This is a genomic window from Streptomyces sp. NPDC050534, assembly GCF_044457745.1.
In the GTDB taxonomy this organism is placed as follows: Bacteria; Actinomycetota; Actinomycetes; order Streptomycetales; family Streptomycetaceae; genus Streptomyces.
In genome coordinates, this window is sequence record NZ_JBITHF010000002.1 from 449,129 (window position 1) to 470,507 (window position 21,379).

Below are 21,379 nucleotides of genomic sequence, written 5' to 3' on the forward strand. Positions count from 1 at the left end.
TCATTGCGATGAGCGCTGCTCGCATCCAGATCATCAAGTCCACCTCCGTGGCCGCCGGCTGACGACCTCTCACCTCGCCGGGGCCGCCCTTCGAAGGGTCACCCCTTGACTTCCAGCTCTGCTGCTTCCGTTTTCACCGCACTCGCTCCCTACGGCTGGGACGAGGCATGGGCGGACGAGTTCGCCCCCTACGACACCGAAGGACTGCTGCCCGGGCGAGTGATCCGGGTCGACCGCGGTCAGTGCGACGTGGTCACCGCCGGCGGGGTCGTCCGGGCCGACACCGCGTTCGTCACCCCGCACGATCCGCTGCGGGTCGTGTGCACCGGCGACTGGGTCGCCGTCGAACCCGGCGGGAACCCCCGCTACGTCCGCACGTATCTGCCGCGCCGCACCGCGTTCGTGCGCTCCACCTCCTCCAAGCGGTCCGAGGGGCAGATCCTCGCCGCCAACGTCGAGCACGCGATCGTCGCCGTGTCCCTCGCGGCCGAGCTCGACCTCGGGCGCGTCGAGCGCTTCCTGGCCCTGGCCTGGGAGTCCGGAGCGCAGCCGCTCGTCGTGCTCACCAAGGCCGACCTGGTCCCGGACCCGGCGACGCGGGCGCACCTCGTGCAGGACGTCGAGATGTCGGCGCCGGGAGTCCAGGTACTGGCCACCAGCGCCGTGGAAGGCGACGGACTCGACGTCCTCGTCGCCACCGTCTCGGGCGGTACGTCGGTGCTGCTCGGCCAGTCGGGCGCGGGCAAGTCGACCCTCGCGAACGCCCTCCTCGGCGCCGAGGTCATGGAGGTGCAGGCCACCAGGGACGCCGACGGCAAGGGACGCCATACGACGACCACCCGGAACCTGCTCGCCCTGCCGGGCGGGGGCGTCCTCATCGACACGCCGGGCCTGCGCGGCGTCGGCCTGTGGGACGCCGGGAGCGGGGTCGGGCAGGTCTTCTCCGAGATCGAGGAACTGGCTCGGGGGTGCCGCTTCCACGACTGCGCGCACGAAGCGGAGCCGGGGTGCGCGGTGCTGGCCGCTCTCGACTCCGGTGACCTGTCGGTCCGCCGGCTGGAGAGCTACCGCAAGCTCGTGCGGGAGAACCAGTGGATCGTCGCCAAGACCGACGCGCGGCTCCGCGCGGAGCTCCGGCGGGAGTGGAAGAAGAGGGGGGCGGAGGGGAAGGCGGCGATGGACCTGAAGCAGGGCCGACGGCGTTAGCGGCGGCCGCGCGGGCCGGTGCGGCGGCCCGCGCCGGCTGCCGACGTCACGTCCGATTTCCGCCAGCCCCGTGGACCGGGAGGGCGGAGACTGGACACCGTGATGGACGAGGACACACGCTACGAAGCCGTACGCAGCCGCGACGCCCGTTTCGACGGTGAGTTCTTCTTCGCCGTCGAGACGACCGGGATCTACTGCCGGCCCAGCTGCCCGGCGGTGACTCCCAAGCGGCGCAACGTGCGGTTCTTCGCGACGGCCGCCGCCGCGCAGGGCTCGGGGTTCCGGGCCTGCCGGCGGTGCCGGCCGGACGCCGTGCCCGGGTCGGCCGAGTGGAACGTGCGCGCGGACGTCGTGGGGCGGGCCATGCGGCTGATCGGGGACGGCGTCGTCGACCGTGAGGGCGTCGCCGGGCTCGCGGCGCGGCTCGGCTACAGCGCCCGGCAGGTGCAGCGGCAGCTGACCGCCGAGCTCGGTGCCGGGCCCGTCGCCCTCGCCCGGGCCCAGCGGGCGCACACCGCACGCGTGCTGGTGCAGACGACGGAACTGCCGATCACGGAGATCGCGTTCGCGTCCGGGTTCGCCAGCGTGCGGCAGTTCAACGACACCATCCGGGAGGTGTACGCGGCCACCCCGACCGAGCTGCGGACCACCGCACCCGACGGGGGCCGGGGCGGCCGGCGGGTCACCCCGAGCGCCGGGATCCCGTTGCGGCTCGCGTACCGGGGGCCCTACCGGTCCGGTGCCGTCTTCGACCTGCTGGCCGGCGAGGCCGTGCCCGGGGTCGAGGAGATGAGCGGGGAGCGCGGGCGGCGGACGTACCGCCGTACGCTCCGGCTGCCGCACGGCACCGGCATCGTCGCCGTCGGCGAGCGGGCCGGCAGCCCCCGGTCCATGTCCGGGGCCCACCCCGGTGGCTGGCTGGACGCCCGGCTGCACCTCACCGACCCCCGCGATCTGACCACCGCCGTCGGACGGCTGCGTCGGCTTCTCGACCTCGACGCCGACCCGTACGCCGTCGACGAGCGGCTCGGCGCCGACGACCGGCTCGCACCCCTGGTCGCCGCCCGGCCGGGGCTGCGGTCCCCGGGTGCCGCCGACGCCGAGGAGCTGGCGGTGCGCGCGGTGGCCGGGAGGATGGGGGCCATGGGGGTGCACCCGCGCGAGCGAAGCCGAGCGTGGGGGAGGCTGGTGCGGCGGTACGGGAAGGCGCTCGACTCGCCCTCCGGCAGCCTCACCCATCTCTTCCCGGAACCGGCCGTCCTCGCCGGGGCCGAACCCCACGGCACGCTCGGCGCGCTCACCACCGCCCTCGCCGACGGCGCCGTACGCCTCGATCCGGGCGCCGACCGTGAGGACGCGGAGGCGGCCCTGCTGGCGCTGCCCGGTCTGGACGCCGGTACCGTCGCCGTGATCCGCACCCGCGCCCTCGGCGACCCGGATGTCGCCCCGCCCGGCCTGGACTTTCCCGACAGCTGGCGCCCCTGGCGCTCGTACGCCCTGCAACACCTGCGCGCAGCAGGAGAGTTGGACCGACCGTGATGACCACCCTCTGGACCCGCGTCGACAGCCCGGTCGGCCTCCTCCTCCTCCTCACCGCCGACCCGAGCGGCGCCCTGACCTCCGTCTCGGTGCCCGGGCAGAAGAACGGCCGCACGGTGCAGGACGACTGGCGGCACGAGCCCGTCCTCTTCCGCGCCGCCGAGGAGCAACTGGCGGCCTACTTCGCCGGTGAACTCAAGGAATTCCAGCTGGAGTTCAGCACCATGGGCAGTGAGTTCCGGGAGCGGGTGTGGGCCGCGATCGACACCGTGCCGTACGGGGCGACCACCACGTACGGCGCGATCGCCGCGCGGATCGGCGCCTCACGCGCCGCCGTCCGGGCGGTCGGCGGCGCGATCGGCGCCAATCCGCTGCTGATCGTCCGCCCGTGCCACCGGGTGATCGGCGCGGACGGGGCGCTGACCGGCTACGCGGGCGGCCTGGAGCGGAAGGTGCAGCTGCTCACCCTGGAGGGGATCCTCTAAGGGCTTTCGCCACAGGCCCTACTCCTCCAGACCCCAGCTGTGGATCCGCCGCGGACGGATGCGGATCACCTCCTCGCTGAAGTGCGGGCCCAAGTCGTGTGGTCCGGTGAGGAGTTCGGCCTCGCCGCGGATGTCGATGCCGCGTACCTTCCAGGGGCGCAGGCTGACGATGTCGTCGACGACCAGGGCCACTTTCGGGTTCTGCCGGAGGTTGCGCCACTTCTTGGTGGTGCCCATGGCGTAGCCGCCGACCAGGATGGTGCCGTCGTCCTGCGGGAAGAAGCCGACCGGGTTCGCCTGCGGCTGTCCGTGCGGGTCGACGGTGGCCAGCCGCCCCAGCCGCTGCGACTGCAGATACGCGCGCTCGGCCTCGCTGAATTCGGTCATGCCCGTCAGCCAAACACGCCCGGCCGCCCCGCACATCGGGTTCCCGCCCTACGCCGCCGGCCCTACGCCCGCCCCGGAGCGCCGCGTCAGCCCCAGACCACCGCCCCCAGCCAGGCCCCCGCAATGAGCAGGCACGTGAACAGCTCCGCCAGCACGCTGGAGCCGCCCGAGCGCATCACGGTGCGCAGTGCCGCCATCGCCTCCCCGTGCCGGCCGAGGCGGCGTCGCTCGTAGAGGTAGATGCCGCCCAGGAAGCCGGGGATCGCGCCGAGCACGGGGATCAGGACGAAGCCGAGGAACGCCCCCGTGCCCGCGTACGCCCAGGTGCGGGCGGTGGCGTCGCTCGCGCGCAGCCGTCGGGGCGGCAGGGCCCAGCGCACCACCTGGGTGAGGAACAGCGCCGCGGTCGCCCCCACCAGCACCCACCACGCCACCGGCCGCGGATCCTTCAGCGCCCACCACAGCACCGCGGCCCACACGAGCCACGACCCCGGCAGCCCGGGCACCAGCACTCCGCACAGGCCGAGCAGGAGGACCAGTCCGACCAGCAGGAGGTCCCACACTCCCATCTGACCAGAGTGCCGGAGGAGCGCGGATGCCGCAGATCAGCGGTGATCAGCCGGAATGGTCCCGGGCCACCCAGCCCCGCTCGTACGCATGCCAGCCCAACTGGAGCCGGGTCGTCACACCCGTCAGCTCCATCAGTCGCTTCACCCGGCGCTGCACGGTCCGCAGGCCCAGGTCGAGCTGTTTCGCCACGCTCGCGTCCGTGAGGCCGGCCAGCAGCAGGGACAGGACCTCCAGGTCCGTGGCGTCGGGCCCGTCCGGCTCCTGCTCGGTGACCCCCTCCGTCCCCAGCCGCAGCGGCAGCGCGTCCCGCCACACCGACTCGAACAGCCCGGACAGCAGCTCCAGCAGCCCGCTCTCGTGGACGACCAGCGCGGCGGGCTCCGCGGTGTGCGTGGTGAGCGGCACCAGGGCGAGCGTCCGGTCGGCCACCACCAGCTTGGTGGGCACCCGGTCCACCACCCGCACCCGCTCGTCGCGGCCGAGCGCGGCGGACAGCTCGGTGATGCCGTCCGGCAGGTCCAGCACCGAGCGCTCGACCACCACGCGGTAGCGGACCCCGCGTCCGGCCGCCTGCTCCTCCGCCTCGTTGTCCGGGCCGGAGACGACGACGGGGGCGCCGGTGACCAGGGCGCACACCTCCTCGCTCGCCCCGAGCTGAAGCTGGAGGAAGCGCTGGGCGACCGCGGCCGCGCCGATCACCACCTCGACCAGGTCGTGCACGGCGGGCTCGGCCGCCGCCGCCCGGTACTCCTCGGCGAGCAGCGCCACCGCGAGCTCCGCCTGCTCCAGCTCGTGACGCTGCTGGGTGAGCAGCGCACCCAGCGCCACCGCGGGCGGCGCCGCGACCCAGCGCCCCGGCCGGGCCGACGACTGCGCGGCGAGCCCGTGCCGCTCCAGCCGGCGCAGGGCGCGCTCCGTGTCCTGTTCGCCGAGCACCAGCCGCCGCGCGAGATCGGGCACGTCCGCGGCGCCCACGGACACCAGTGCCCGGTACGCCGACTCGTGCGTCTCGTCCAGCCCCAGCACGCCCAGCATCGGCTTCCCGCCCCTTCCCGAAGTTCCGCGCGGGTGTGTGCGGTGGCGGAAAACAGCCACGGCGCAAACCCGCCTCGGCCCATCATCGCCGTATCACCCGGCACTCTGCCAAGGTGTGGACACGCCTGTGTTGATCAGCGTTTGTGCGCGGCGGAGGGGCAAGTCGGCGGCTCACAGCCGACCTTCGGGGAAACCGGTCACGCTCGGGTCCGGTCGACCGGCACCTTGGCGTGATCCGTGCATCCAGACGTGATCCGGGCCCGAGACGTGCCGTCGGCGCAGCGCCGGCACGAAGGGGATTCGGGCCCGGGTCACTCCCGCGTCGCCGGGCGGTTCTCCCGTGGGGGGTGGAACCGCCCGGCGGCCTTGACGCACCGCCGTTCGGCGGCTCACCCGGCGGGCCGTTCGAGGCGGAGAGCCGCGCCGTTCGGGGCGGAGTGCCGTGCCCGATTTTCCTGATGCCCCGTTTTCATACGGCCCGGTCGGTGGACAATTAGGGGCATGAGCCAGCAGGGGGGAAGTCCCACCGGTCACGACGACGACTGGTGGGGACAGCTGTACGACGAGGCCACCGAGGACACGGGGCCCACACCGGCGCCCGACAGCCTGGACGACCGGTTCGCCTCGGCCTCGGGAGCCGTGGGCGGCCCCGATCAGGAGGGTGCCGAGGCGGCCCAGGCACCGCCCCGCGCCGCGATCGCACCGCAGCGGACCCCCTGGGAGCCGCCGCCGGCCGCGCCCGCGGGCCCGGCGGCGATCTCCGCCCAGGCCGCCGCCCAGGCCGGTGGCCGCACCTCCACGGAGACGCCCGCCACGACCGCCCCCGCCTCGGCCACCTCCACGACGGACACCGTCGCGGACACCGATGGCGCCGAGGCGGACCAGCCGCGGGAGCCGGTGCCGGACGGGCAGGCCGCCCGCACCGCCACCCGCCTGGACGTCCCCACCCTCCCGCCGGCCCCGGTCGACTACGTCGGCTCGGGCCCGCCCACCTACGAGGCCGAGCCCACCGCGCTCCCGCCCGCCGACCCGGACGACCTCGACGACCTGGTCGCGGACACCGTGCTCGACGGCGCCCGTTACGGCGCCTGCCTCCTGCGCGCCGCCTCCGTCCGCGGGGACTCCGCGCGCTACCGCGGCGAGCCGCGCCGCGACTCCCTCCTCACCGCCCGCTTCGGCACCGGGGAACAGGCCCTGGTCCTGGTCGCGATGGCCACCGGCGCCCGCGCCACACCGGGCGCGCACCGGGCGGCCGCCGAGGCCTGCCACTGGATCGGCCGGGCCGTCGGCCGCAGCCACGCCCGGCTCGCCGAGGACATAAGGGCCGGCCGGCGCGGCGACCTCAAGTCGGGCCTGCACCGCCTCACCGACCGCAGCCTCGGCAAGCTCCGCGCGAGCGCCGCCGAGCAGGGCGTCGAGCCGGAGGAGTACGCCGCCACCCTGCGCTGCCTGCTGCTGCCGGCCGACCCGGAGTGCCGTACGCGTGTCTTCTTCGGCGTGGGCGCCGGCGGACTGTTCCGGTTGCGCGACGGCGACTGGCAGGACATCGAGCCGCGCGTCGGCGAGGTCGCCGGCGAACCCGTCGTCGGCTTCGGATCGCTTCCGGCCGAGACGCCCGACGGCGACCGGCTCACCATGGACCTCGGGATCCCCACACCCCCGAGCCCGTACGACCCCGCCCCCGAACCGCCCCGTGAACCCTTCCGGTTCCGCGCGTCCGTCGCCCGCACGGGTGATGCGCTGCTGATGTGCACCGGCGGTCTCGCCGAGCCCCTGCGCGGCGAACCCGACCTGTGCCGCCACCTGGCGACCCGGTGGTCCGGAGCCAGCCCGCCCGGTCTCGCCGCGTTCCTCGCCGACACCCAGGTCAGGGTCAAGGGGTACGCGGACGACCGTACGGCCGCAGCGGTTTGGGAGGCGTGAGGGTCCGCGCTGTGAATTGATGGAACCCAGAGGGATCCGAAAGACGCAGACCGCGGAGACCGAAGGGCACTGACAGCCATGGCCAAGCAGAACGTCGCCGAGCAGTTCGTCGACATCCTCGTCCGCGCCGGAGTGAAGCGCCTCTACGGCGTCGTCGGCGACAGCCTCAACCCGGTGGTGGACGCCGTGCGACGCAACGCAGCCATCGACTGGGTGCACGTCCGCCACGAGGAGACCGCCGCCTTCGCGGCCGGTGCGGAGGCCCAGATCACGGGACAGCTGACCGCCTGCGCCGGTTCCTGCGGTCCCGGCAACCTCCACCTCATCAACGGCCTGTACGACGCCCACCGCTCGATGGCGCCCGTCCTCGCCCTGGCCTCGCACATCCCGTCCAGCGAGATCGGCCTCGGCTACTTCCAGGAGACCCACCCCGACCAGCTGTTCCGCGAGTGCAGCCACTACAGCGAGCTCATCTCCAACCCGAAGCAGATGCCGCGCCTGCTGACGACCGCGATCCAGAACGCCGTCGGGCTGAGCGGCGTCAGCGTCGTCTCCCTGCCCGGTGACATCGCCGACCAGCCCGCCCCGGAGCGGGCCGCCGAGACCGCCCTCGTCACCTCCCGGCCGAGCGTCCGCCCCGGCGACGCCGAGATCGACCGCCTCGTCGACATGATCGACCGCGCCGAGAAGGTCACCCTGTTCTGCGGCAGCGGCACGGCGGGCGCGCACGCCGAGGTCATGGAGTTCGCCGGAAAGCTCAAGTCGCCCGTGGGACACGCCCTTCGGGGCAAGGAGTGGATCCAGTACGACAACCCCTACGACGTCGGCATGAGCGGACTGCTCGGCTACGGCGCCGCCTACGAGGCCACCCACGAGTGCGACCTGCTGATCCTGCTCGGCACCGACTTCCCGTACAACGCCTTCCTCCCCGACGACGTCCAGATCGCGCAGATCGACGTTCGGCCCGAGCACCTGGGCCGGCGCTCCCGGCTGGACCTCGCGGTGTGGGGCGATGTGGGGGAGACGCTGCGCTGTCTGATCCCGCGGGTGCGGGCCAAGCAGAACCGGCGCTTCCTCGACCGGATGCTGAAGAAGCACGCGGACGCGCTGGAGGGGGTGGTGAAGGCCTACACCCGCAAGGTGGAGAAGCACGTGCCCATCCACCCCGAGTACGTGGCCTCCGTGCTCGACGAACTCGCCGACGAGGACGCGGTGTTCACCGTCGACACCGGCATGTGCAACGTCTGGGCCGCGCGCTACATCTCGCCCAACGGCCGCCGCCGCATCATCGGTTCCTTCTCCCACGGCTCGATGGCGAACGCGCTGCCGATGGCGATCGGGGCCCAGTTCACCGACCGGAAGCGGCAGGTCGTCTCGATGTCCGGGGACGGCGGATTCGCCATGCTGATGGGCGACTTCCTGACCCTGGTGCAGTACGACCTCCCGGTGAAGGTCGTCCTCTTCAACAACTCCTCCCTCGGCATGGTCGAGTTGGAGATGCTGGTCGCCGGTCTTCCCTCCTACGGCACCACGAACAAGAACCCCGACTTCGCGGCCGTCGCCCGCGCCTGCGGGGCCCACGGCGTACGGGTCGAGAAGCCCAAGGACCTCCCCGGCGCCCTGAAGGACGCCTTCAAGCACAAGGGCCCGGCGCTCGTCGACATCGTCACCGACCCCAACGCCCTGTCCATCCCGCCGAAGATCAGCGCCGAGATGGTGACCGGCTTCGCGCTGTCCGCCTCGAAGATCGTGCTGGACGGCGGCGTCGGCCGGATGGTGCAGATGGCCCGCAGCAACATCCGCAACATGCCGCGGCCGTAGTGCGGCCTCAGCTGTCGTAGGGGACCCAGGCGCGCTCGCCGGAGCCGTCGGTGCCGTACCAGTAGCGCGGCATGCCCTTGATGCCGCTCGTGCGGAACGGGCGGCCGTGGTCGTCGATGCGGAGCGTGCCGCTGCTGCCCTGGCAGGACCAGTCGAGCTCCAGGTACCAGCGGGCGTCGTAGGTCTGCGTCGTCGCGTCGACCAGCAGCACCTCCGGGTCCTCGGCGGAGACGCGGTAGGGGAAGTGCACGGCGGGGATGCTGTGTTCGCTGTCGGCGCCGTCCTTCGGGCGGGCGACGGGGCGGTCGGCGTCGAGGTTCACGGTGAAGCTGCGCGGGGTGAGGTCGCCGCCGCAGCCCTGGTCCATGGCGTACGCGCTGCCGGCGGCCGGGGTGCCGCGGCTGACGACGCGGACCCGCAGCGCCTCCAGGACCACGGCCGTGGAGGACCGGCCCTGCACGGAGACCTGCACCAGCGTCTGCCGCCCGTGCACCGCGCCCTGCGTCGCCGCCCACGCCCCGGCGTCCTGCTGCACCGGGGGCGGCGGGACCTGCGCGGGTGCCTTGTCGATGACGTAGTCGTGGCCGCAGCCGCCCTGCCAGACCTGGGAGTCCGCGTGCCAGGCCAGGGGCACGCCGGTGACCGGCCGGCCGGCGCCGGTGGGGTCCTGTCCCGGACCGGCGGACGTGCCGGCTGACTTCTTCCCGGTGCCGGACGCGGACGCGCTCGGGGTGGCGGAAGGGGACGAACTCGCGGACCGCTTCGGTTTCGGCGAACCGTGGGCTGCCGCGGGGGCGCTCGTCCCCGGCCCGGAGGAGACGCGCGGCCCGGCCGCGCCGGAGTCACGGTCGGCCGACAGCGCGGACAGCCCGCCCAGGGTGCCGAGCAGCGCACAGGCGACAGCGGTGGACGCCAGGACGCGCCGGCGGCGGTACCAGGGGCGAGGGGATGGGGGCTTGGCGGGCGAGGGCTCGGGGCTCTCCGCGCTCTCGGGCGCGGTGTCCTCCTCGCCGGCGGACGGCGCCCGCTCCTCCGCCCCGTCCCCCGCCGCGCCCGCCGTCCGGGGCCGCTGCCGGGCCGCCACCGCCAGCAGCCACCGCCGGTGGAGTTCGAGGCGTTCGTCCGGGGTCGCCTCGCAGAAGGCCGCGAGGCGTTCCACGGGGGCGAAGTCCTGCGGTACCGCCTCGCCCGCGCAGTACCGGTGCAGCGTGGAGGTGTTCATGTTCAGACGGCGGGCCAGCGAACCGTAGCTGCGGTCCGTGCGCGCCTTCAGGCGGCGCAGCAGCGCCGCGAACTCCTCGACGTCGTCCCGAGTCTCCACTCTTCCCCCGTCGTCCACCGTGTCCCCGTATCCCAGGCACTCATATATCTGCACGTCAGATGGGCTGGGATGGTTCCACCGTCGCCGATCGGCCGTCTGTCGTTGCGCCCGGCCCCTGTGACGGCCGATGCTCTTGGTGTCGCACCGACCAGGGCCGGACAGACCATCCGCCGGCGGGGCGGCATCCCGCACCCATGCACCGATTCTCGACCCATGCACTCATCCACGGGGGGACATCCATGCCCAAGCGCACCCGAGCAGGCGCGCTCCTATCACTCGCCACGGCGGGCCTCGCTCTCGGTACGGCGCTCGCCGCACCGGCGAACGCGGCCACCACCACGCCCGGCTTCCTCGCGGCCAGGGACCTGCCGCCGCATCCGTCCTCGTCGTGGACGGCGGACAAGGTCGCCGTCGGCGTGCCGGAGGACACGGAGTGGGACACCTGTCTCCTGGCGCTGCCGGGGCACGAGTGGGCCTGGCACCGCGACTTCCGCACGGACCTCGACACGAACGCCCGCCAGATCACCGTCGTGCTGCCCGACGTCCGCTCCGCGAAGTACCTGATCGCGGCGCTGGACAGGGACATCACGTCCTGCCCGGAGCGGATCGAGGGGGCCGATCCGGAGACCGAGGCCACGGTCAAGGACTACGGGAAGCTCGCCGTCGAGGAGGGCGCCCACGTCTACGGCCTGCACACCGAGACCTCCTGGGGGGCCAGCGACGTCCGGCTCCTGTCGGCCGGCCGGGACGGCAGGACCGTCACGGTCGTGAACTGGGGGCAGATGGGCGGCTTCGAAGGCGCCCCGGTGAAGGCATTCAAGAAGACGACCGTCACGGCCGTGAACAAGCTCCACTGACCGCGGCACCGGGGCCGCCCTCTCGCCACGGGGGTCGGGAGGGCGGCCCGCACACGACCACCGCAACGACCACAGCACTCATCGGAAAACGGGGAACACACATGTCCAGCAAGACCCGCACCGTCCTGACCGCCGGCGTCCTCGCCGTCGCCCTCGGCCTCGGCGCCACCGCCACGGCCTCCGCCGGCACGCCGCGCAGCGTCAGCGGCAAGCCGTCCGACAACATCACCCGCATCGCGAACTTCTACGGCGCCTACATCGACGCGGTGACCGACGAGGACAGCGGCAACCTCGGCACCGCGCTGCGCGGCCACTACCTCACCCCCGCCTTCCAGAAGCAACTGGCCGCCTGGGAGGACAGGGAGCACGCCGACGGCGTCCTGCGCGCCCAGAACGTGCCGCTCGCCTGGAAGGTCACCGACAACGGCAGCACCGCGAAGCGCACGGAGGCCGTCGTCACCCTCACCTGGAGCCGGAACACCACCACCAAGCTGGTGGTCGACATGGCCCGCGACAGCCGCCAGATCTTCCACATCGGCGAGAAGGGCGCGGCAGCCAAGTAGTCACTCCGGTCGAAGCCGCACCGTGAGGATCTGGAACGGCCGCAGCTCGAAGCTCAAGTCGCTTTCGCGCTGCGGCCGTTCCAACAGGTCCGTCACCTCGGCCCGGGCCACCGGGAACCCGGGTGCCAGTGTGGCCCGGGCCCGTCCGCCGCGGGACTCGTAGAGCCGTACGACCACGTCACCGCTGCGGTCCTCGGCGAGCTTGACCGACTCCACGGTCACGGCCGGGTGGTCCACGCGGACCAGCGGTTCCACGGCGGGCGCGGGCGCCACCCGAAGCGGCAGGTTCAGCGCGAGGCCCTCGGCGACCGCCTGCCCGACGTCCGCGCCCGGCAGCAGCGCGTAGGTGAAGCGGTGCGCGCCCAGGTCCGTCTCCGGGTCGGGGCTGTGCGGGGCCCGCAGCAGCGTCAGCCGTACGGACGTGCCGAGGCCGGCCTCGTGCGGCGTACGGGTCACGTCGTGGCCGTACGTCGAGTCGTTGAGGACCGCCACGCCGTAGCCGTCCTCCGCCACCCGCAGCCAGCGGTGCGCGCAGATCTCGAAACGGGCCGCGTCCCAGGAGGTGTTGGCGTGCGTCGGGCGGTGCACATGCCCGAACTGGATCTCCGCCGTGGAGCGTTCGGCGTGCACGTCGATGGGGAAGGCGGCCTTGAGCACCTTCTCGGACTCCTGCCAGTCGACGTCCGTCACGACGTCGATACGGCGGCTCGCGGCCGCCAGCCGGATCTCCTGTGTGATCCGGGACTTCCCGAACCTGCGGGTCACCCGCACCGCCGCCGCGAGCGGCCCGTCCGCGACCAGCTCCACCGACTCGGCGTCCGTGAGATCCGTGTGCCGGCGCCGGTAGTGCCGGTCGATGTCCCAGGCGTCCCAGGCGTTGGGGTGGTCGGGGTGCAGCTGGAGCAGGTTGCCGGGGCCGCACAGCACCTCGCGGCCGGCGGCCAGGTCGCGAACGGAGGAGAGCAGACCCCGCTCGTCCACGGTGACCCGCAGCCGGGAGTTCTCCAGCACGTACGCGCCGCCGTCCCGCCACGCCCGTACGGTCTCCTCCACGGTGTCCGTGAGGGCCGCGCCGCCCAGGCCCGGCACCGTCACGAGCCCGTCCGCGGCCACCTCGGTGCGCGGGTACGGCGAGGCGTTGAGCACCGCGGGACCGCCCGTCCCGAGCGCGGCCACCGCCTCGGCCGTGATGTCCTCGACGCCGGTCAGCACCCGCTCATAGGTCTCCCGAGCCTCCCGGTGCACCCAGGCGATCGACGACCCGGGCAGGATGTCGTGGAACTGGTGCAGCAGCACCGTCTTCCACAGCCGGTCCAGCGCGTCGTACGGGTACGCGTACGACGGATCGCGTACGGCCGCCGTCGCGCACCACAACTCGGCCTCGCGCAGGGCGTGTTCGGAGCGCCGGTTGCCCTGCTTGGTCTTCGCCTGGGTGGTGTACGTCGCCCGGTGCAGCTCCAGGTACAGCTCGCCCGACCACACCGGGGCCTGCGGCCCGTACTCCTGCTCGGCCGCGGCGAAGAAGGCGGAGGGCTTCTCCACCTCGACCCGCGGTGAGCCCTCGAGGGACCGCAGCCGGCGGGCCTTCTCCAGCATCTCGCGGGTCGGACCGCCGCCGCCGTCGCCCCAGCCGAAGGGGACAAGGGAGCGGCTCGCGCGGCCCTTGTCGGCGAAGTTGCGTTCCGCGTGGGCGAGTTCGCGGCCGTGCAGCTGGGAGTTGTAGGTGTCGACGGGCGGGAAGTGGGTGAAGACGCGGGTGCCGTCGATGCCCTCCCACCAGAAGGTGTGGTGGGGCATCTTGTTGGACTGGTTCCAGCTCAGCTTCTGGGTCAGGAACCAGCGGATTCCGGCCAGTTTCGCGAGCTGCGGGAAGGCGGCGGTGTAGCCGAAGGAGTCCGGCAGCCAGATCTCCTCGGTCTCCACGCCGAGTTCTTCGGCGAAGAACCGCTTTCCGTGCACGATCTGCCGCGCGAGTGCCTCACCGCCGGGCATGTTGGCGTCCGACTCGACCCACATCGAGCCCACCGGGGCCCAGTTGCCGTCCCGCACCGCCTTCTTGATCCGCTCCCAGATGTGCGGCTGGTTCTGCTTCACCCAGGCGTACTGCTGGGCCTGCGAGCAGGAGAACACCAGCTCCGGGTAGTCGGCCGCGAGCGCCGTGACGTTGGCGAAGGTACGCGCCGCCTTGCGGACCGTCTCGCGCAGCGGCCACAGCCACGCCGAGTCGATGTGCGCGTGCCCGGTCGCGGAGATCCGGTGCGCGCTCGCCGAGGCCGGACGGGACAGCACGTCCGCCAGCGCGGCCCGGGCCGCGGCCGCCGTACCGGAGACGTCGTGCAGGTCGAGGGCGTCGAGCATGTCCTCCAGGGCGCGCAGGATCTCGTGCCGGCGCGGCCGGTCCATGGGCAGCTCGTGCATCAGCTCCGACAGCACCTCCACATCCAGCACCAACTGCCAGACGGGTTCGTCGAGTACGGCGAGGTCGGCAGAGCGGAATCGGTAGACGGGCCGATCCCCGGCGGTCAGGACGTCGCCCAGGTGCGTAGGGGCGAAGCCGTGCAGAACAGCCGGATTGGCGGCCGCCTCCAGAAGCAGATGCACAGGTTCGCCTCCGCCCGCCGGGGAGCCGACGGGCAGGTGCCGGTTGCGCGGGTGGATGCCCTTCAACGGCACGCCCGAGGCGTCGTAGAGGAGTCCCTCGGCCTGGAAACCGGGGCCGTCGCCGGAGAAACCGGGGTCGATCACCGCCTCGACGCGGCGGCCCGCCCACTCCTCGGGCACCCGGCCGGTCAACCGGAACCAACTCGTCGACCAGGGCTTTCCCCACGCCGTTCCGGTGGTGAAGGGCGCGTACTCGGCCTGCAGCGCCTGGTCCACGGGAACCGGCTCACCGGGCACATGCCAGGCGGACAGGACCAGCGGCACACGCTCCGCGTACCGGGCCGGTCGCACGAACTGCCCCATGGCGCGCTCCAGGCGCGCCTCCACCAGCGTTCGGTCGTCGTGCACGGCGGCTCCCTCGACGCTCGGACGGCACTGTCCAGGGTGGCACCTACCCGGCCGGAATCGTCGCATCCGTGGCCGAACGCCTGGTCGTTGTGGATTCGACATGACTGGCGCGTGCTCAGAGGGGCAAGCATCCCCCGTGAACGTGTTCGACACGGAGGGGACCGACATCGGCACGCGGGCGGGGGTCATGAAGAGGCAGGCGCGAGGGGGCGGTCCCATGGCGATCGGGGCCTTCTCGGCGAAGACGGCGGAGGCGCGGGCGGACGACGGTGCGGGGGAGGAGCACGCGTCCCAGCTGCGGCAAAGACTCGGACAGGCGGACCTGAAGGCGGTGCCGGAGGCACGCAGGGCGCTGCGCGAGCTGCTCACGCAGTGGGGCAGGCCCGGCCGGTCGGAGATAGCGGAGCTGCTGACCAGCGAACTCGTCACCAACGCACTCATCCACACCCAGACCGACGCGGTCCTGACGGCCACGGTCTCACCCCGTGGCCTGAGGGTCGAGGTGCGGGACTTCGTGGCCCGCAGACCCAGACTGCGTGTCACGAACACCGACGACGGCACGCACGGCAGAGGTCTGCTGCTGGTGCAGTCCCTCGCCGACGCCTGGGGCGTCCGCACGCACGGTGTGGGGAAGGTGGTGTGGTTCGAACTGGACGCCGGCGCGGCCTAGCCGGCTTACGGCAACGGGAAGAGGGCGCGACCCGCAGGCCACGCCCCCTTGATCCTGCCGCCGCTGCTAGCCGAACTGCTGCTCGAGGTCCTTGAGCTTGCGCTCCAGGGAGTCGAGGCGCGGCAGGGCCATGGTGTCGTCCTCCGCGGTGAGGTCGACGGTCACCGGCTCAGAACCGCTCTTGCGGACGGGCTGCAGGGACGGGCGAGAGCGTACGGGCAGCGGGTCCGGGTTCGATATGGCAGGCTCCGCGGAGACCGAGGAGGAGGCTCGCTCCAGGGCCTGCGGTTCCGCCTGACGGCCGCCGCCGCGGCCGATGAACCCGCGGTGACCCCGGCTGATGGCCTTGAGCTGAGCCCGCTCCAGGCGGTCCGCCTCGCGCCGGCGCAGCCGGTTGGTCTCCTTCTGCCGCTCGTCCTCACGGACCTCCTCGACGGCCTCGTCCAGGCTGCGCACGCCCTCCAGGAGCATCAGGGACCAGGCCTTGTAGGTCTCGCGAGGGGCCCGCAGCCAGCGCACGATCCGGATCTGCGGCAGCGGACGCGGCACCAGGCCCTGCTCGCGCAGGGCGGCACGGCGGGTCTGCTTCAGCGCGCGGTCGAAGAGGACGGCCGCCGACAGGGACATGCCGGAGAAGAACTGCGGCGCGCCCGCGTGGTCGATGCCCCGGGGCGCGTGCACCCAGTTGAACCAGGCCGCGGCACCCGCGAAGGTCCACACCAGTATCCGGGAGCCGAGGGCCGCGTCACCGTGGCTGGCCTCGCGCACCGCGAGCACGGAGCAGAACATGGCCGCGCCGTCGAGGCCGAACGGCACCAGGTACTCCCAGCCGTCGGTGAGGCCGAGGTTCTGCTGGCCGAAGCCGACGAGGCCGTGGAAGGAGAGCGCAGCGGCGACCGCCGCGCAGCAGAACAGCAGCACATAGGAGGCGGTGGCGTACAGGGCCTCCTTGCGCCTGCGGCGCTCCTCGCTGCGCTCCCACGAGTCGTCCGTCTTCGCGTGCTCCCCGGACCGCTTGCTGCGCGCGAGCACCGCCACCGCCGCCAGCATGCCCAGGAGCAGTACGGCGCCGGGAAGCAGCCAGTTCAGCGATATGTCGGTCAGTCTCATCTGGGGTCCCTTGCATTGGGATAGGGCGTAACGCCCGCCATAGTGGCCCAATCCCTCCGCCCCTCAGGGGGTTTCGGGGCAAGAGGCCGCCAAGGAAGTGCAAGGGGATGCCCATGGCAGCGATCTGCTCGAACTGCCGCTTGAGGGGCGGGAGTTGAGTTCGAATAAGACTACCCGTACGGGTGGTTCCACGGAAAGTTCCTGCGGCAAGTGAGGAAGTTGTGAATTGCCGGTAACCGGGCGGGCGCCTCGTTCCGCGGCTGATCCTACGGGACGGACGGTGCCTCTTGTGCCTGAAGGGGCCTCAACTCACAGCTGTGGCCAGCGGCTTGGTCACCCGGTCGGTGTCACAGGTGCGCGGACGGGTCGCGCACGTGCCCCGGGGGCGCACGGCGCGGAACGCGCAACAACTCGCCCGGTCCCGGGTGGGCGACTCACGTTCCGTAGTCGCGCGTCACCTGTGTGTCGTCCCGCTAGAGGAACGCCTCGAGGTCGGCCCCGCCCTCGGTGCGGGTGTGCACGCGGGCATGCGCGGACGCCGACCCGAGATCGTTAGTAGGTAAGCCTTGCCTTATTCGAGATGGTGGAGGTTTGAACTGACGGCTCCTGCGCCTATGGTGCTTGACGGACGAGTAACAACCCGTCGTAATGGCCCCAAGTACCGATACGTCCGAAGGAGGACCCGTGAGGCAGAGCGCGCAGGGCTCGGCGGAGACGGGGACTCCTCAGACGTGGGCGGCGGCCGTGGCGCGGGTGCCGCAGCAGCCCGTCGCGGCGGACGTCGACCGGGAGCGGCTGAGACCCTCCCGCGCGGGCGGAGCCGAGCGCGGGGCGGTCGACGCGGATGCCACGCGCGGCGAGCACACGCACAGCGAGCCGCCGGCCCCCACTCTCGGCTCCGCCCGAGCGGGGGCACCCCCATCGCGGCCCCGGCCGGTGCAGCGCTCCTCCGTGCGCGGTCAGATCCTCGCCGCGCTGCGCAAGGCGCTGGTCGCGGGCGAGCTGGCACCGGGCGAGGTCTACTCGGCCCCGGCGCTGGGGGAGCGGTTCGGGGTCTCCGCGACGCCCGTCCGCGAGGCGATGCAGCAGCTGGCGCTCGAGGGCGCGGTCGAGGTGGTCCCCAACCGCGGCTTCCGGGTGATCGAGCGCGGCACCCGTGAACTGGCCGAGCTGGCCGAGGTCCGCGCGCTGATCGAGGTCCCGGTGGTGCTGCGCCTCGCCCGCACGGTCCCGGTCGAGCGCTGGGCGGAACTGCGCCCGCTGGCCGAGGCGACGGTGCGCGCGGCGTCCTCCGGCTGCCGCGCCACGTACGCCGAGTCCGACCGCGCCTTCCACCGCGGCCTGCTCTCCCTCTCCGGCAACGATCAGCTCGTCCAGATCGCCGACGACCTCCACCGCCGCGCCCAGTGGCCGCTCGTCGGCACCCCGGTGTCCCGCGCCCGGACCGAGCTCCTCGCGGACGCGGCCGAACACGCGGCTCTGCTGGACGCGTTGATCGCCCGGGACCTCGAGGTGGTACGGGGACTGGTGGGGGAGCACTTCACCGGCGCGCCCTGAGTGACCGGCCACCGTCACGGAACGGTGGGTTCCAGGTGACGGTTCCCGACGCGGCGAACCCCCACCGCGCGGCACGCGTGGACGTCCGCACACGGCACGGACAGTGCCGGCGACGGAGGTGACACCGATGCCCGACCCGTCCTTCTACGCCCAGCAGGCCGCGCAGCAGGCTTCCCGGCAGGCCCAGCAGCAGGCGCAACAGGCACATCAGCAGGCCGTGCGGGCCCACCAGCAGGCGGTCCGGGACGCCGCGCAGCGGGGCCACCGCCCGCCGTCCGCGCCGGTCCGCGCGGGACACCGGGGCCGCGGCGGCGGCCTCGTCCCGTTCCTGCTGCTGGTCGTCGTGGCCGTCGTCCTCGCCCGGGATGCCGCACTGCGCCACTCCGTGCTGGGCTCGCTCGATCATCTGCTCACGAAGGTCCTGCACCGCTAACGTCAGGCCGTCGCCGCCCCCGCGGCCGGCGGGGCCAGCTGGCGTGCCAGCCACGTCGGTACGCCGCCGAGCAGCCGGAACAGCCGTCGTGCCTCCTCCCGCAGGCGGGACGCCTCCGGCTCCGGCTCCGTGTCGGCCAGCGAGACCAGCGCGGGGGCCGTGCCGACCAGATAGCCCAACTCCTCGCGGATGCGCAGGGATTCGGCGAAGCCGTGCCGCGCCTCGGCCAGCTCGCCCTCCCGCAGCGCGAGTCCGGCGAGGTGGCGCCAGGTGAAGGACAGCAGGAGCGGGTCGGAGTGGGCCGTCGCGCCCGCGTGCGCCCGCCGGAACGCCGCCCGGGCGGCCTGCGGCGACCCGGTGAGGTTCTCCGCGAGCAGCCCCCGCCGGAAGTCCAGCACGGCCCGGCCCGCCGCCCCCGGAGCGATCAGCGCCGCCGCCCGCCCCAGCGCCGACCGCGCCTCGTCGGCCCGGTCGCGCACTCCGTGCAGCGTCGCCGCGTACGCAAGCTGCCCCCGTTCACAAGCGGCCGCGCCCCGCTCGTCGTCGGTGTGGGCCAGCGCCTCGGCCGTGCGCAGCGCGTCCTCGGCCTCCTCCCAGCCCTGCTCCGTGTAGAGACACCGTTCGACCAGCAGCGCGGCCCGCTGCAGGGCGGCATCCGCGGTGCCGGGCTGGAGCAGTGCGGCCGCGTCGGCCCAGCAGGCCCGCGAGCGCAGCCGCCATACCGCGGTCTGGAGGGGATCGTCACCAGCGGTCGTTCCGTAACCAGACATGGCGGTATGCGCCACGTTGCCCTCCCCGAGCACGCCATCGAGCTATGAGTGGTGGCGGCATCTCAGCACGAATTCCGGGGCCCGGCCAAGAGGGTGGGTGAAGGATTTCACAAAGTCGTGGGACGGCGACGGCACTTGGTGCCATCCCGCCCGGGGCCTCGGTGACCTCAACTCATCCGCAATGCCAGGAAGAAATCGAGCTTGTCCTCCAGGCGCGAGAGATCACGGCTCGTCAACTGCTCGATCCGCCCGACCCGGTAGCGCAGCGTGTTGACGTGCAGGTGCAGCCGGGCCGCGCAGCGCGTCCAGGAGCCGTCGCAGTCGAGGAACGCCTCCAGGGTGGGGATCAGCTCGGCGCGGTGACGGCGGTCGTAGTCGCGCAGCGGATCCAGCAGGCGGGCGGTGAAGGCGCGGCGGACGTCGTCCGGCACGAACGGCAGCAGCAGCACGTGCGAGGCCAGCTCCTGGTGGCCCGCCGCGCACACCCGCCCGGGCCGGGCCGCCGCCACCCGCCGTGCGTGCCGTGCCTCCTCCAGCGCGCCGCGCAGCCCCTCCGCCGAGTGCACGGCCGCGCTGACGCCGAGCGTGACCTGGCCGTCCTCGTCCAGGCCCGCCGACAGCGGGTCCCGTACGGACTCCAGCAGCGTGTCGGCGAGGATGCCGGCCTCGGAGCCGTCGTGCTCCGCCGAGACGGCGGGCAGCGGTAGGAGCGCGATGGCCTCGTCGCCCGTGTGCGCCACGGCGATGCGGTCGGACGGCTCGGGACCCGTGGCGAGCGGGTCGACCAGGATCTCCTCCAGGAGCGACTGCGCGACCGGCCCCGCCTCGACGTCCGAGCCCGCCCACTCCACCCGGGCCACGACCACCTGCCAGTGCGGGGCCGCCCCGAGGCCCGGCAGCAGCACCGGGGCGGCCACCCGCAGCCGGGCCGCGATCTCGGCGGGCGCCGCACCCGACTGCACCAGCTCCAGGACCTCCTGCGCCAGCCGCCTGCGTACCGTGCGCGCCGCGTCCCGGCGGTCCCGCTCGACCGAGATCAGCTGCGTGACGCCCTGGAGCAGGTCGAGCCGCTCCGCGGGCCAGTCCCCGGCGTCCGCCTCGACGGCGAGCAGCCAGTCGGACAGCACCGTCTCGCGCACGTCCCGCCCGGCCTGCGCGGCGCGACCGCTGCTCCGGATCGGGAAGAGGCTGTACGTGGCCGGGCCGAGCGTCACCCGGTGCGGCCCGCGCCGGCCCGTGCGCACGGCGGCCAGGTGCTCCGCGGCCAGCTCGGCGCAGAGGTCCGCAGGCATCCCGGGCCCCGCGACCTTCGGGCCCGCGATGAGCCGCCCGGTGGGGGAGAGCACCCAGGCCCGCAGGTCCAGGTCGGAGCCGAGCAGGTCGAGGACCACGTCCGGGCCGCCGCCCGTCGGGCCCGAGGTCATCATCCGCCGGTGCCGGTCGACGACGGCCGCGAGATCCCCCGCGCGCTCGCCGGACACCTGCCGTACGACGTGCTCGGTGATGGTCGCGAACGCCACCGACTCGTCCACCGCGAACAGCGGGAGCCGGTGCCGCACGCAGGCCGCGACCAGGTCGCCGGGGACGGCCCCCAGCTCCGCCTCACCGGCGGCCAGCGCGGCCACCCCGGCCTGCGCCAGGATCCTTACGAACGGCTCCGAGTCGTCGGCGTCCCGGCGCCAGGCCAGCCCCGTCAGGACCAGTTCCCCGCCCGAGAGGTAGCGGCTGGGATCGCGGAGGTCCGTCGTCATCACACCGCGCACGGTGCGGTCGAGTTCGTCCTCGCCGCCGAGCAGCCGCAGGCCCAGCGCGTCGGTGTCCAGCAGTGCGCGCAGCCGCATTCTCGTCGCCGCCGTTCTTTGTCTCGAAATCTACGATGATTGGTGAGGAGGGCCGGTGGAAGACGCCGCGCGACCGCCGTGTCAGGCGCATCCTTCGATTACCAGGCTGTTTCCTGCGTTTCTACAGGAAAACGAAGAGGTTGCTGATGACCTCCGTTCATACGAATCTACAAGATGCCCGGCCTGGCCAGCCAACTCCTTCATGGTTTCCGTGACTGACCCCGGCGGAGTACAGCGCTGTGTACTGGCTCCACTCCGCGTAAACAGCACATGAACGAGCCG

At 73.1% G+C, this 21,379-nt stretch carries 18 protein-coding genes and 1 pseudogene; 10 read left to right on the forward strand and 9 right to left on the reverse strand.

Annotated features, from left to right (window positions below):
* Positions 1–105: 105 nt before the first annotated feature.
* From rsgA to ACIBN2_RS07565, 3 genes are all read left to right on the forward strand, one after another.
* Positions 106–1,206 (forward strand): ribosome small subunit-dependent GTPase A, encoded by a 1,101-nt coding sequence (rsgA, locus tag ACIBN2_RS07555; RefSeq protein ID WP_399133279.1) that lies wholly within the window; start codon positions 106–108, stop codon positions 1,204–1,206.
* A 102-nt stretch (positions 1,207–1,308) separates the two neighbouring features.
* Positions 1,309–2,745 carry a bifunctional transcriptional activator/DNA repair enzyme AdaA gene (locus tag ACIBN2_RS07560; protein ID WP_399133280.1) on the forward strand — a complete coding sequence of 479 codons (1,437 nt, stop codon included), beginning with the start codon at positions 1,309–1,311 and terminating at the stop codon, positions 2,743–2,745.
* On the forward strand, positions 2,745–3,230 hold the full coding sequence (locus ACIBN2_RS07565; RefSeq protein ID WP_399133952.1) for a methylated-DNA--[protein]-cysteine S-methyltransferase: 486 nt from the start codon (positions 2,745–2,747) through the stop codon (positions 3,228–3,230). Before ACIBN2_RS07560 ends, ACIBN2_RS07565 begins: the two co-directional genes overlap by 1 nt.
* Before the next feature lie 18 nt (positions 3,231–3,248).
* Here ACIBN2_RS07565 and ACIBN2_RS07570 read toward each other — a convergent pair whose 3' ends face one another.
* From ACIBN2_RS07570 to ACIBN2_RS07580, 3 genes are all read right to left on the reverse strand, one after another.
* The gene (locus ACIBN2_RS07570) at positions 3,249–3,617 is read right to left on the reverse strand and encodes a PPOX class F420-dependent oxidoreductase (RefSeq protein WP_399133281.1); all 369 of its coding nucleotides are present in this window, start codon (positions 3,615–3,617) and stop codon (positions 3,249–3,251) included.
* A gap of 86 nt (positions 3,618–3,703) precedes the next feature.
* Positions 3,704–4,186: a DUF456 domain-containing protein gene (locus ACIBN2_RS07575; RefSeq protein WP_399133282.1), complete on the reverse strand. Its 483-nt coding sequence runs from the start codon at positions 4,184–4,186 to the stop codon at positions 3,704–3,706.
* Between the two features lie 46 nt (positions 4,187–4,232).
* Positions 4,233–5,222 (reverse strand): helix-turn-helix domain-containing protein, encoded by a 990-nt coding sequence (locus ACIBN2_RS07580; RefSeq protein ID WP_399133283.1) that lies wholly within the window; start codon positions 5,220–5,222, stop codon positions 4,233–4,235.
* Between the two features lie 501 nt (positions 5,223–5,723).
* Here ACIBN2_RS07580 and ACIBN2_RS07585 point away from each other — a divergent pair.
* Positions 5,724–7,145, forward strand: coding sequence for a PP2C family serine/threonine-protein phosphatase (locus ACIBN2_RS07585; RefSeq protein WP_399133285.1), 1,422 nt, complete (start codon positions 5,724–5,726; stop codon positions 7,143–7,145).
* A gap of 78 nt (positions 7,146–7,223) precedes the next feature.
* Positions 7,224–8,966: a pyruvate dehydrogenase gene (locus tag ACIBN2_RS07590; protein ID WP_399133286.1), complete on the forward strand. Its 1,743-nt coding sequence runs from the start codon at positions 7,224–7,226 to the stop codon at positions 8,964–8,966.
* Positions 8,967–8,973: 7 nt separating this feature from the next.
* Here ACIBN2_RS07590 and ACIBN2_RS07595 read toward each other — a convergent pair whose 3' ends face one another.
* A complete protein-coding gene (locus ACIBN2_RS07595) occupies positions 8,974–10,287 on the reverse strand; it encodes a helix-turn-helix domain-containing protein (protein ID WP_399133287.1) in 1,314 nt (437 codons plus the stop codon).
* A gap of 239 nt (positions 10,288–10,526) precedes the next feature.
* Between ACIBN2_RS07595 and ACIBN2_RS07600 the strand changes: the two genes are divergently transcribed.
* Both ACIBN2_RS07600 and ACIBN2_RS07605 read left to right on the forward strand, forming a co-directional pair.
* Entirely contained in the window at positions 10,527–11,144 is a 618-nt protein-coding gene (locus tag ACIBN2_RS07600; RefSeq protein ID WP_399133288.1) for a hypothetical protein, read from the forward strand.
* A 101-nt stretch (positions 11,145–11,245) separates the two neighbouring features.
* Complete coding sequence (locus tag ACIBN2_RS07605; RefSeq protein ID WP_399133289.1) at positions 11,246–11,707, forward strand: hypothetical protein; 462 nt, start codon at positions 11,246–11,248, stop codon at positions 11,705–11,707.
* Here ACIBN2_RS07605 and ACIBN2_RS07610 read toward each other — a convergent pair whose 3' ends face one another.
* Entirely contained in the window at positions 11,708–14,716 is a 3,009-nt protein-coding gene (locus ACIBN2_RS07610) for an alpha-mannosidase (RefSeq protein ID WP_399133290.1), read from the reverse strand.
* Between the two features lie 217 nt (positions 14,717–14,933).
* Here ACIBN2_RS07610 and ACIBN2_RS07615 point away from each other — a divergent pair, with 217 nt between their 5' ends.
* Entirely contained in the window at positions 14,934–15,386 is a 453-nt protein-coding gene (locus ACIBN2_RS07615) for an ATP-binding protein (protein WP_399133291.1), read from the forward strand.
* 66 nt (positions 15,387–15,452) lie between these two features.
* On the opposite strand, the gene ACIBN2_RS07620 is transcribed toward ACIBN2_RS07615, so the two are convergent.
* A complete protein-coding gene (locus ACIBN2_RS07620) occupies positions 15,453–16,496 on the reverse strand; it encodes a DUF2637 domain-containing protein (RefSeq protein WP_399133292.1) in 1,044 nt (347 codons plus the stop codon).
* Between the two features lie 304 nt (positions 16,497–16,800).
* Positions 16,801–16,926, reverse strand: a pseudogene (locus ACIBN2_RS07625) (iron-sulfur protein); the annotation flags it as partial.
* Between the two features lie 254 nt (positions 16,927–17,180).
* Between ACIBN2_RS07625 and ACIBN2_RS07630 the strand changes: the two are divergent.
* Together ACIBN2_RS07630 and ACIBN2_RS07635 are read left to right on the forward strand one after the other, a co-directional pair.
* A complete protein-coding gene (locus tag ACIBN2_RS07630; RefSeq protein WP_399133293.1) occupies positions 17,181–18,053 on the forward strand; it encodes a GntR family transcriptional regulator in 873 nt (290 codons plus the stop codon).
* Positions 18,054–18,180: 127 nt separating this feature from the next.
* Complete coding sequence (locus tag ACIBN2_RS07635; RefSeq protein ID WP_399133294.1) at positions 18,181–18,486, forward strand: hypothetical protein; 306 nt, start codon at positions 18,181–18,183, stop codon at positions 18,484–18,486.
* Between the two features lie 2 nt (positions 18,487–18,488).
* Here the strand turns inward: ACIBN2_RS07635 and ACIBN2_RS07640 are convergent, their stop codons facing one another.
* Both ACIBN2_RS07640 and ACIBN2_RS07645 read right to left on the reverse strand, forming a co-directional pair.
* A complete protein-coding gene (locus ACIBN2_RS07640; RefSeq protein WP_399133295.1) occupies positions 18,489–19,271 on the reverse strand; it encodes a hypothetical protein in 783 nt (260 codons plus the stop codon).
* A 152-nt stretch (positions 19,272–19,423) separates the two neighbouring features.
* Complete coding sequence (locus tag ACIBN2_RS07645; protein ID WP_399133296.1) at positions 19,424–21,097, reverse strand: PucR family transcriptional regulator; 1,674 nt, start codon at positions 21,095–21,097, stop codon at positions 19,424–19,426.
* Positions 21,098–21,379: the final 282 nt, after the last annotated feature.

Coding starts and splice junctions, on each gene's coding strand:
- ACIBN2_RS07560 (WP_399133280.1), top strand. CDS start 1,309: ATGGACGAGGACACACGCTACGAAGCCGTACGCAGCCGCGACGCCCGT.
- ACIBN2_RS07565 (WP_399133952.1), top strand. CDS start 2,745: ATGACCACCCTCTGGACCCGCGTCGACAGCCCGGTCGGCCTCCTCCTC.
- ACIBN2_RS07570 (WP_399133281.1), bottom strand. CDS start 3,617: ATGACCGAATTCAGCGAGGCCGAGCGCGCGTATCTGCAGTCGCAGCGG.
- ACIBN2_RS07575 (WP_399133282.1), bottom strand. CDS start 4,186: ATGGGAGTGTGGGACCTCCTGCTGGTCGGACTGGTCCTCCTGCTCGGC.
- ACIBN2_RS07580 (WP_399133283.1), bottom strand. CDS start 5,222: ATGCTGGGCGTGCTGGGGCTGGACGAGACGCACGAGTCGGCGTACCGG.
- ACIBN2_RS07585 (WP_399133285.1), top strand. CDS start 5,724: ATGAGCCAGCAGGGGGGAAGTCCCACCGGTCACGACGACGACTGGTGG.
- ACIBN2_RS07590 (WP_399133286.1), top strand. CDS start 7,224: ATGGCCAAGCAGAACGTCGCCGAGCAGTTCGTCGACATCCTCGTCCGC.
- ACIBN2_RS07600 (WP_399133288.1), top strand. CDS start 10,527: ATGCCCAAGCGCACCCGAGCAGGCGCGCTCCTATCACTCGCCACGGCG.
- ACIBN2_RS07605 (WP_399133289.1), top strand. CDS start 11,246: ATGTCCAGCAAGACCCGCACCGTCCTGACCGCCGGCGTCCTCGCCGTC.
- ACIBN2_RS07615 (WP_399133291.1), top strand. CDS start 14,934: ATGGCGATCGGGGCCTTCTCGGCGAAGACGGCGGAGGCGCGGGCGGAC.
- ACIBN2_RS07620 (WP_399133292.1), bottom strand. CDS start 16,496: ATGAGACTGACCGACATATCGCTGAACTGGCTGCTTCCCGGCGCCGTA.
- ACIBN2_RS07635 (WP_399133294.1), top strand. CDS start 18,181: ATGCCCGACCCGTCCTTCTACGCCCAGCAGGCCGCGCAGCAGGCTTCC.
- ACIBN2_RS07645 (WP_399133296.1), bottom strand. CDS start 21,097: ATGCGGCTGCGCGCACTGCTGGACACCGACGCGCTGGGCCTGCGGCTG.